The sequence below is a fragment of the Anaerotignum lactatifermentans DSM 14214 genome, assembly GCF_900142265.1.
Taxonomy (GTDB): domain Bacteria; phylum Bacillota; class Clostridia; order Lachnospirales; family Anaerotignaceae; genus Anaerotignum; species Anaerotignum lactatifermentans.
The window spans coordinates 1-8,361 of the sequence record NZ_FRAH01000107.1; the positions used below are offsets into that span (position 1 = coordinate 1).

At 44.7% G+C, this 8,361-nt stretch carries 10 protein-coding genes, 7 tRNA genes and 1 rRNA gene; all 18 read left to right on the plus strand.

The features are described from left to right. Nucleotides 1-275 (plus strand): 16S ribosomal RNA (locus BUB35_RS17100); the annotation flags it as partial. Nucleotides 276-486: 211 nt separating this feature from the next. Further along, nucleotides 487-567: transfer RNA gene (locus BUB35_RS17105), tRNA-Tyr, on the plus strand. Between the two features lie 182 nt (nucleotides 568-749). After that, on the plus strand, nucleotides 750-2,009 hold the full coding sequence (locus BUB35_RS17110) for a PepSY domain-containing protein (RefSeq protein ID WP_072853730.1): 1,260 nt from the start codon (nucleotides 750-752) through the stop codon (nucleotides 2,007-2,009). A 365-nt stretch (nucleotides 2,010-2,374) separates the two neighbouring features. Continuing rightward, the gene (locus BUB35_RS17115; protein WP_022253690.1) at nucleotides 2,375-2,737 is read left to right on the plus strand and encodes a PadR family transcriptional regulator; all 363 of its coding nucleotides are present in this window, start codon (nucleotides 2,375-2,377) and stop codon (nucleotides 2,735-2,737) included. Beyond that, nucleotides 2,706-3,431 (plus strand): permease prefix domain 1-containing protein, encoded by a 726-nt coding sequence (locus BUB35_RS17120; RefSeq protein WP_072853732.1) that lies wholly within the window; start codon nucleotides 2,706-2,708, stop codon nucleotides 3,429-3,431. Before BUB35_RS17115 ends, BUB35_RS17120 begins: the two co-directional genes overlap by 32 nt. Further along, nucleotides 3,428-4,009 (plus strand): hypothetical protein, encoded by a 582-nt coding sequence (locus tag BUB35_RS17125; protein ID WP_072853734.1) that lies wholly within the window; start codon nucleotides 3,428-3,430, stop codon nucleotides 4,007-4,009. Before BUB35_RS17120 ends, BUB35_RS17125 begins: the two co-directional genes overlap by 4 nt. 15 nt (nucleotides 4,010-4,024) lie before the next feature. Continuing rightward, nucleotides 4,025-4,396: a hypothetical protein gene (locus BUB35_RS17130; RefSeq protein ID WP_072853736.1), complete on the plus strand. Its 372-nt coding sequence runs from the start codon at nucleotides 4,025-4,027 to the stop codon at nucleotides 4,394-4,396. Beyond that, a complete protein-coding gene (locus tag BUB35_RS17135; RefSeq protein ID WP_143185491.1) occupies nucleotides 4,378-4,692 on the plus strand; it encodes a hypothetical protein in 315 nt (104 codons plus the stop codon). Before BUB35_RS17130 ends, BUB35_RS17135 begins: the two co-directional genes overlap by 19 nt. Before the next feature lie 12 nt (nucleotides 4,693-4,704). Further along, complete coding sequence (locus BUB35_RS17140) at nucleotides 4,705-5,415, plus strand: hypothetical protein (protein ID WP_072853740.1); 711 nt, start codon at nucleotides 4,705-4,707, stop codon at nucleotides 5,413-5,415. After that, nucleotides 5,412-5,972: a hypothetical protein gene (locus BUB35_RS17145; RefSeq protein ID WP_072853742.1), complete on the plus strand. Its 561-nt coding sequence runs from the start codon at nucleotides 5,412-5,414 to the stop codon at nucleotides 5,970-5,972. Before BUB35_RS17140 ends, BUB35_RS17145 begins: the two co-directional genes overlap by 4 nt. 26 nt (nucleotides 5,973-5,998) lie before the next feature. Next, complete coding sequence (locus BUB35_RS17150; protein ID WP_072853744.1) at nucleotides 5,999-6,754, plus strand: permease prefix domain 1-containing protein; 756 nt, start codon at nucleotides 5,999-6,001, stop codon at nucleotides 6,752-6,754. Beyond that, nucleotides 6,751-7,317 carry a hypothetical protein gene (locus BUB35_RS17155; protein WP_072853746.1) on the plus strand — a complete coding sequence of 189 codons (567 nt, stop codon included), beginning with the start codon at nucleotides 6,751-6,753 and terminating at the stop codon, nucleotides 7,315-7,317. Before BUB35_RS17150 ends, BUB35_RS17155 begins: the two co-directional genes overlap by 4 nt. A gap of 165 nt (nucleotides 7,318-7,482) precedes the next feature. After that, nucleotides 7,483-7,566 (plus strand) — tRNA-Leu (locus BUB35_RS17160). Nucleotides 7,567-7,595: 29 nt separating this feature from the next. Beyond that, nucleotides 7,596-7,668: transfer RNA gene (locus BUB35_RS17165), tRNA-Phe, on the plus strand. A gap of 6 nt (nucleotides 7,669-7,674) precedes the next feature. Continuing rightward, nucleotides 7,675-7,746: transfer RNA gene (locus BUB35_RS17170), tRNA-Gly, on the plus strand. A gap of 50 nt (nucleotides 7,747-7,796) precedes the next feature. Beyond that, nucleotides 7,797-7,868 (plus strand) — tRNA-Gly (locus tag BUB35_RS17175). A 50-nt stretch (nucleotides 7,869-7,918) separates the two neighbouring features. Further along, nucleotides 7,919-7,990 (plus strand) — tRNA-Gly (locus BUB35_RS17180). A gap of 41 nt (nucleotides 7,991-8,031) precedes the next feature. After that, nucleotides 8,032-8,103 (plus strand) — tRNA-Gly (locus BUB35_RS17185). Nucleotides 8,104-8,361: the final 258 nt, after the last annotated feature.

Below are 8,361 nucleotides of genomic sequence, written 5' to 3' on the forward strand. Positions count from 1 at the left end.
GACGTTAAGCAAATCACAAAAACCCAGTCCCAGTTCGGATTGTAGTCTGCAACTCGACTACATGAAGCTGGAATCGCTAGTAATCGCGAATCAGCATGTCGCGGTGAATACGTTCCCGGGCCTTGTACACACCGCCCGTCACACCATGGGAGTTGGAAGCACCCGAAGTCGGTGACCTAACCGTAAGGAAGGAGCCGCCGAAGGTGAAGCCAGTGACTGGGGTGAAGTCGTAACAAGGTAGCCGTATCGGAAGGTGCGGCTGGATCACCTCCTTTCTATGGAGTATAGGTTGAAAATCATCACTATTCTATTTTGAGCGTTCACAGTGCAGGATTTTTATAAAAGAAAAATAACTTCACTGTGCTAAGGTATGTTTTTTCTTTCTGACGAAAGAAAAACCGTTCCGTCATTTTTCATAAAATCCCTCGTGACATTGCGAGCAATGTCAGGTCGGTATTTTATAAACGAAAAATAACTTCACTACATGGGTGGATTCCCGAGTGGCCAAAGGGGGCAGACTGTAAATCTGTTGCGATAGCTTCGAAGGTTCGAATCCTTCTCCGCCCACTGAAAAGACAAGCAGAAATGCTTGTCTTTTTTTGTTATATTACAACCAGATTACAAATATGTTGAAGTTGTATTTCAAAATATATAAGTGACTGGAAATCAATTCCACAGTATGATATAATGATGTCAAATAAATTATATCAAAAAACTAGGAGATGAGTTTGGAAAAGGGGGTCTTATTTATGAAGAAACGTTTTGCGATTGTGACAGCGGCAATTATGGCAGCAGCAATGGCGGTACCAACATTTGGGGCAACAATCCGTACAGCAGATGCGCAGCTTCGCTCTGATTTTACCATCGTTGTGAATGGTGACGAAGTGGATTTTAAAACATCCAGCGGCGATGCGGTGTATCCTATCCTGTATGAAGGCACAACTTATCTGCCTTTGCGTGCCATTGGGGAATTGATGGGCAAGAATGTAAACTGGGATGAAAAGAATAAAGTCATTACTATCAGCGGCGAAAGGGATTCCACTTCTTCTAACAAAGACAATCCCTATATCGGCAAAAAAGATATCCGTGTACAGGAACGCCCGGACTTTACCATTGTAGTGGAAGATGATGAAAAAGAATTTTATTCTGTAACCGGTCAGCGGGTATATCCGATTCTGTACAACGGCAGCACATACCTGCCTCTGCGTGCTATCGGTGAAATCATGAACAAAGATGTGGTATGGAATAACAGTACGAAAACCATTACCCTCAGCGGTGATTTTACTGTAACTGACGCAGACAGCTTTGAAACAGAGGAAGAAGAAATCGCACAGGGATATATCGGCAGAAAATCCGCGAAAAACATCGCGCTGGGCTACAGCAATCTGCTGGCAAAAGATGTGACATTCATTCGTGCAGAACTGGATTATGATGATGGACGTTGGGTATACGATGTGGAATTCTATACTGACAACAAAGAATACGATTTTGAAATCGATGCGACAACAGGCAAAGTTCTGGATGTTGACTACGATGTAGACGGTTGGACACGTCCCGAAACAACAAAAGACATCGGTCTGGAAGAAGCGAAGGCGATTGCTCTGAAAGATGCTGGACTGAAAGCAAACCAGGTGAAATTTGTCAAAGCGGGCACAGATTATGACGATGGCAGAAAATACTACGAAGTAGAATTTTACAAAGGCAATCGGGAATACGATTACACCATCGATGCGGCAACAGGCAAAATTGTAGAAGTTGACTACGATGCGGAAAACTACAGCAAACCCAGCAGCACATCTGTGATTTCCGCAGATGAAGCGAGAAAAATCGCTCTGAAACATGCTGGCGTTTCTTCTTCCAATGTACGGTATGAAAAAACCGAACTGGATTATGATGACGGCAGACAGAAATACGAAATCGAATTCCGCGTAGGCAATATGGAATACGAATATGAAATTGATGCCACAAGCGGCAATGTTCTGAAAGCAGAAAAAGATTATGACGATTGATGTTTTCTGAAAGCAAAAATGAGATAGGGAACAGGAAAAGGGGTTCTCGAAAGCAGAATCCCCTTAAGAAAACATACCAGATAAAACTTTTATAAAAATAAGAAAAGCTGAAATTCTATAAGAATTTCAGCTTTTTTGTTTTCTTATGAGGATACTCCTAAAGAAATCCCTTTTTTGCTATGCTTTTTCCACAGGGTTGTCCACAGATTCTGTGGATTTCTCCACAGAAAAAACGTTGTTTTCCACAGTATATGGCAGAATGCACACAGAAAGGTACACTTTTTTCCACAGAATGCCCATTGTGATACCTAGATGTACAAGGTATAATATACCTAGAGAATCTAAGTATAAAGGAGGGAATGATTATGGCAGTAGATAAGGGATTGGTAGGCGGCAGTACGGTATTGATGCTTTTGTCCTTGTTGGCGGAAAAAGACTGTTATGGCTATGAAATCATCAAGGAAATCAGTGCCAGAAGTCAGAATGTATTCCAGTTTAAAGAAGGTACACTGTATCCTGTACTTCATCGCATGGAAAGCCAAAATCTGGTGAAGTCCTATCGCGCCAAAACGGAAAGCGGCAAGGAACGGAAGTATTACCGTATTACGGCGACAGGCAAGGCACAGCTTGCAGAGGAAAAGAAGCAGTGGGAAACCTTCTGCGGTTCTGTGGAGCGTGTCATAAGGGGGAGTGGCTATGCGGGAACCTTGGGAACGGTACTTGAATGATGTGGTATCCCATGTGCGTTTTGCCTTTGACCGCAGGAAAATCCGGCAGGAGCTGGCGGAACACATGGAGGATTTGTATGAAGACCTGCTTTCTCAAGACATTGATGAGAAACAAGCGGCAGAACTGACTGTGGACTACATGGGAGATAGCGAAGAACTGGGAAAAGAGCTGGATAAAGCCCATCATCCTGTTCTGGGGTATGTTTGGCTGATATTAGGCATCCTTTGCATTGTGGTGGCAGCAAAAACGGCTTTTGGTCTTTTGGATACAGGTATCGGCATTGCAAAAGGGTATTTCGCTGAAGTATACCCTGCTTCTGCCAGTGAAGTGGTATATACCATTTCTCCTGATGTGGAAAAACAGGTTTACGATTATACTTTGTATATCGATAAAATTGTGTACTACGAGGACGGCAGGATGGAAGTGGATTATGCCACATGGCGAAATCCTTTTTCCAGAGATGAATATTGGACTTTTGAAATCCGTGCCTTTCCTTATGTGGGAGAAACACAGTGCTACAATGGGGAAGGAAGTTATAAAGACGGACGTTATTATGGAAAAGGTCAAATCAAGCTGAGGGATGTACCGGAAGAAGCGGACCGGCTGGAAATCCGGGCAAATGCGGATTTGGGCAATGGCTGGGGAGAACCCATTGAAATTTCCCTGACAGAAGGCAGGGTGATGGCAGAATGAAGCGTGGAAAACAGATCGTTATTTTCTTGCTGGTCCTGCTCTTTTGTGGCGGATATGCTTTTTGGAGAAGCGGACTGCATTTGTCACCGGAAGCAGCTATGGCGGCAGAGGAACAGGGGCTGCGTTATGGTCCATCAAATAAAATTTTGCTGACTTATGAAAAAGAAAATGGCAGTCAGGTTTTGGTGGGACGTTGGGAAAAAGGGCTTTCTGTGGTTGGTGTAGAGCCTAAATGGGGGATATTTTGGAAAAGCACTGACCTTATAAATGGTAATATGCATTGTTTGTTCATGGAGGAACCTGTGGAGGCGTTTTTGACAGAGGAGAACTACATTGTGGGCTTGTGTGAACTGCCAGAAGCCACAGAAGTTACGTGCAAACTGTATGTCTATGACGAAGTGGAAAAAGCGTCTGTTTTTGTAAAGGAACTAACTATGGAAATCGGGGAAGATGGATTTTTCTATGGAGAAACCTCTTTGCCTGTAGAGGCGTCGACAGAATATGGATACACCGTTGAGCATGTGGAAGCAAAAGGAAAGTCTGGTGAGACCATATTTATAAAGGGTGCAGATGTATAAAAGCAGGTGATGAAAATGAAACGAATCAAACAATGTGTTTTGTTCCTGCTGGTGTTGATTCTTTGCGGCGGTCTATGGGTCAGGAGTAATCGACTTTATTTTTCACCGGAAGCTGCCTTTCACGGAGCGGAACGAGGGCTGCGTTATGGACCATCGGAAGAAATCCTTCTGACCTATCCCAGAGGAGATGGCAGTCAGATTTATGTGGGAAAATGGAACAATGGTCTTTCGGTGATTCCGGTGGAACCATATTTGGGGTTGTTCTGGCGAATGTCCACCGATGTGGATGTGGAAGGATACCACTCCATGTACGGGGATGTGGATGCAAGGCTCACAAAGGAAAGTGTTCTGGTGGGGCTTTCTCTGCTGTGGAAGTTACGGAAGTGACCTGCCTGTTTTATTCCATGGAGGATGAAGTGGAGGATTTGAAGCCTGTGGAAGAAATTACACTGCCTGTTGGGGAAAATGGTTTTTTCCATGAGAAAATGGACTTTCCGCAGGAAAAAGCCGACATGTTTTATGTGGGCTATGTGGAAGGCAGAACATCTGCAGGGGAAGTGGTATACCGAAAAGGTTTGGGCAAAGACGGAAAGGAATATGATGTGGAAGGACATCAGCCGCAGATTTCTTCTGTTGGCGGTTGGGCATATGAAGATGTGAAAGAACGAAAGGCAAGACCTTAAAGGAGGGAAGTCATGGAGAGAGAAAAATTTGATACATATATCCGAGAGGTGACTTCCCATGTGAAATTTCCCTTTGACCGCCGTGCCATTGGGCAGGAATTGCGGGAGCGCATGGAGGATTTGTACGAAGACTTGCTTGCACAGGATATTGACGAGGAGCAGGCGGCACAGCTGATGGTGGATTACATGGGGGACAGCGAGGAATTGGGCAAGGAGCTGAACGAAGTCCATAATCCTCTTTGGGGCTGGATTTGGCTGGTGACAAGGTGGATGGCAAGGCTTTGTGTGGTTGTATTGGTCGGATGGGGAATCATCCAAGGAGTTAGCTTTGGAGATACCTACTTTCAGCAGATAGAACACAAAAATGGGAATGTGGTTTATACCATTTCGCCAGTATTGGAAGCGCAGCTTTATGGCAGCGAGGTGCAGATAGAGGAAATTCGATATTACGACGACGGCACTTTGGAATATACCTATACCATCCGCCAGAATCCATGGCTTAGTGGCGGTCTGGGAAGAAGCGGCATTGGTGCGGAAATTTATGCAGGAGAAGAAGTCTGCACTGGAGATGGTGGATTGTTTGCCAGCAATTCTCTGTTTTATAAAAAAGGCAGAGAGTGGATATATGATGTGCCGCCGGAAGCGGACAGGATTATATTTTTCTTAGGATATGAAAAAGAAATTGAGGTTTCCCTGACAGAAGGGCGGGTGATGGCAGAATGAAACGGAAAAAGCAGATTGTAAGAAATATCATTCTGATTGCGTTGACGGCTTTGCTGTTTTTGTGGCAAGGGGGCTATCACCTGACACCGGAAGCCGTTTTTCGCAGTGCGGAAAAAGCAGAGTGGCTGGGACCTGCAGCAGAGGTCATAGAAGTTGGTCAGCGGGATGATGGCTGTCTGTGTTTGGCAGGGATGGAGGAAAAGGGATTTTATATGGTATCGGCAAAGCCAATTCTGGGGATTTTCTGGAAGCATACCAATGAACACTGGGATGGTTATTTTCCGGTGAAAGTAAAGACAAGAGCATGGGTTTCAGAGGACATTATCGTGGGGCAGACAAGGGAAACGGATGCTGTGGAAGTAGTCTGTGTTTTGGAAGGTTGGAACATTGAGAAAAATGACTGGCAGGACGTTGGACGGTATACCATTCCTGTGGGGGAAAATGGATTTTTCAGTATGGCTTTGGATTCCTATGTACCAAGAACAATGAATTATTGGGTGAAAGAAGTCATCTGCAAAAATGCAGCCGGAGAAGTGATAGGAAAAGACAGTCAGTAGGTGTAAGACAGAAGGGGGAACATGACATGGCTAAGGAACTATTTGAAAATTACATCAAAGCAGTGACTTCCCATGTGAAATTCCGCTTTGACCGCCGTGCCATTGGGCAGGAGTTGCGGGAGCATATGGAGGATTTATACGAAGACCTGCTTTCCCAGGACATTGACGAGGAACAGGCGGCACAGCTGACGGTGGATTATATGGGGGACAGCGAGGAATTGGGAAAAGAGCTGAATGAAGCCCATAATCCTGTTTTGGGGTACGTGTGGCTGTGGGTACGCAGGCTGTTTATACTGATTTTTATTGCCTTTGGTCTGCCTGTGATTTCCGTGGGTGGATGCCGTGCCATTGGTACGGGATATGGAGCTGTGGACCGGTTTTTTACGGAACTATATGAAGAAACACCGGAGAATCTGGTCTATACCGTGGAAGTGAATCGACAGGTAAAAGTAGATGATATGGTCGTGGGTGTGGAAGAACTCCGGTATTATCAAAATGGCGATATGGAATTAAAGTACATTACCTATCAGGAACTGTTTTCTACAGCATTGACTGGAACCTTTGACTTTTATGACTGCTATCTGACAGACGGAGAAAATTATACCAGCCAATTTCGCCCCCGTAATACACAGATTGAAGTTAGCGGAATTTATTACGAAGCGGGCAGCATAACTTATCCAGATTTTCCAGCTGACGCAAAAGAGTGCCATTTTATTTATGATAGGGAAGGACGTCAATTTGACATGGAAATTTCCCTGCTCCAAAAGGAGGAAGACCTATGAAACGGAAAAAACAGATTCTTTTGTATTTGCTGCTGATGGCAATTTGTGTGGGTGGGTATATGAAATTATTTGATTACAGGCTGACACCCCATCAATATTTTGCCGCTGAGGAAAAGTATCAACATGTTGGACCGTCAGAGGAAATCCTATTGGAAGGGGAAGGCGCTGAAGGTACATATTTCATACTGGGAAAATGGGGACAGAATCTGAATTATTGTGTCATGGAACGCCACATGGGGATTTTCTGGGGCAGCAGAAGCGGCGGACATTATGTTTTTCCAGAGGATGACAGACTGCGTTTGCCGCCCCTTTGGGGAGAGTATCAGAGTGATATGGACGTACTCTATGGTATCTGTCAGGTAGATGGTGTGACACAAGTACAGTATACCTTGAGCAGACTGGAAAACAACGAAGTGTACTATGAGGGAACGCTGCCGGTGCGGGAGGATGGCTATTTTTATGGAAATCATATACTGGAAGAATATCAGAAAAATCAGTATGGTGTATCATCTATGATGGGGACAGATGCGCAGGGTAACGTTTTGGTAGAGTATACATGGTAAGAGGGGAATGAAAAAGGCAGATTCCCCTTTATTGCCAGAAATTATGGCTTTTTTGGCTATGATTTGAGGTGAGAAAAACTTCTTCAAAAAAAATTTGAAAAAACCCGTTGACAAAGTCTTTTTCTTTTGGTATTATTAACAAGCCGTCAAACGACGACAGGATAAGCCCGAGTGGCGGAATTGGCAGACGCACAGGACTTAAAATCCTGCGAGGTAACACTCGTACCGGTTCGATCCCGGTCTCGGGCACTTCCTTTTGATGGTAGAAATCTGTATATGCCCAGATAGCTCAGTTGGTAGAGCAGAGGACTGAAAATCCTCGTGTCACTGGTTCGATTCCGGTTCTGGGCACTTTATGCGCGAGTGGCTCAGTGGTAGAGCATCGCCTTGCCAAGGCGAGGGTCGCGAGTTCGAATCTCGTCTCGCGCTTTTTGTGTCATCAGGCACAGAAGCAATTTCATAGGAAGCGGATACTTTATGCGCGAGTGGCTCAGTGGTAGAGCATCGCCTTGCCAAGGCGAGGGTCGCGAGTTCGAATCTCGTCTCGCGCTTTTTGTGTCATCAGGCACAGAAGCAATTTCATAGGAAGCGGATACTTTATGCGCGAGTGGCTCAGTGGTAGAGCATCGCCTTGCCAAGGCGAGGGTCGCGAGTTCGAATCTCGTCTCGCGCTTTCTACGTATCCTGCTTTCTGAAAAAAATTTGATATCTTATGCGCGAGTGGCTCAGTGGTAGAGCATCGCCTTGCCAAGGCGAGGGTCGCGAGTTCGAATCTCGTCTCGCGCTGTTTCAGAGAGTATCTTTTGGATGCTCTCTTTTTTTGTTTTAAAATATTCGTAAGAATTTTCTGGTGCAATGGCGCAGTTTTTTATGTGCTTTTATGATATGATGGAAAAAATAGTTTTTGTCAGAAGTCCAGCGGTGATATGTCAAGATAAAAACAATATTGAAAGATATACTTTCAGCTATGTTTCAAAAAGACAAAAACACCCACCTAAGCCCTGCAAATCGTATTTTTGAAAAATGAGCAGGGTTCGTGTATCG

Bases quoted from the DNA above. Each gene is read 5' to 3' on its own strand.
- BUB35_RS17120 (WP_072853732.1), top strand. From the start codon at position 2,706: ATGCGGGAACCTTGGGAACGGTACTTGAATGATGTGGTATCCCATGTG.
- BUB35_RS17145 (WP_072853742.1), top strand. From the start codon at position 5,412: ATGAAACGGAAAAAGCAGATTGTAAGAAATATCATTCTGATTGCGTTG.
- BUB35_RS17130 (WP_072853736.1), top strand. From the start codon at position 4,025: ATGAAACGAATCAAACAATGTGTTTTGTTCCTGCTGGTGTTGATTCTT.
- BUB35_RS17115 (WP_022253690.1), top strand. From the start codon at position 2,375: ATGGCAGTAGATAAGGGATTGGTAGGCGGCAGTACGGTATTGATGCTT.
- BUB35_RS17110 (WP_072853730.1), top strand. From the start codon at position 750: ATGAAGAAACGTTTTGCGATTGTGACAGCGGCAATTATGGCAGCAGCA.
- BUB35_RS17140 (WP_072853740.1), top strand. From the start codon at position 4,705: ATGGAGAGAGAAAAATTTGATACATATATCCGAGAGGTGACTTCCCAT.
- BUB35_RS17155 (WP_072853746.1), top strand. From the start codon at position 6,751: ATGAAACGGAAAAAACAGATTCTTTTGTATTTGCTGCTGATGGCAATT.
- BUB35_RS17125 (WP_072853734.1), top strand. From the start codon at position 3,428: ATGAAGCGTGGAAAACAGATCGTTATTTTCTTGCTGGTCCTGCTCTTT.
- BUB35_RS17150 (WP_072853744.1), top strand. From the start codon at position 5,999: ATGGCTAAGGAACTATTTGAAAATTACATCAAAGCAGTGACTTCCCAT.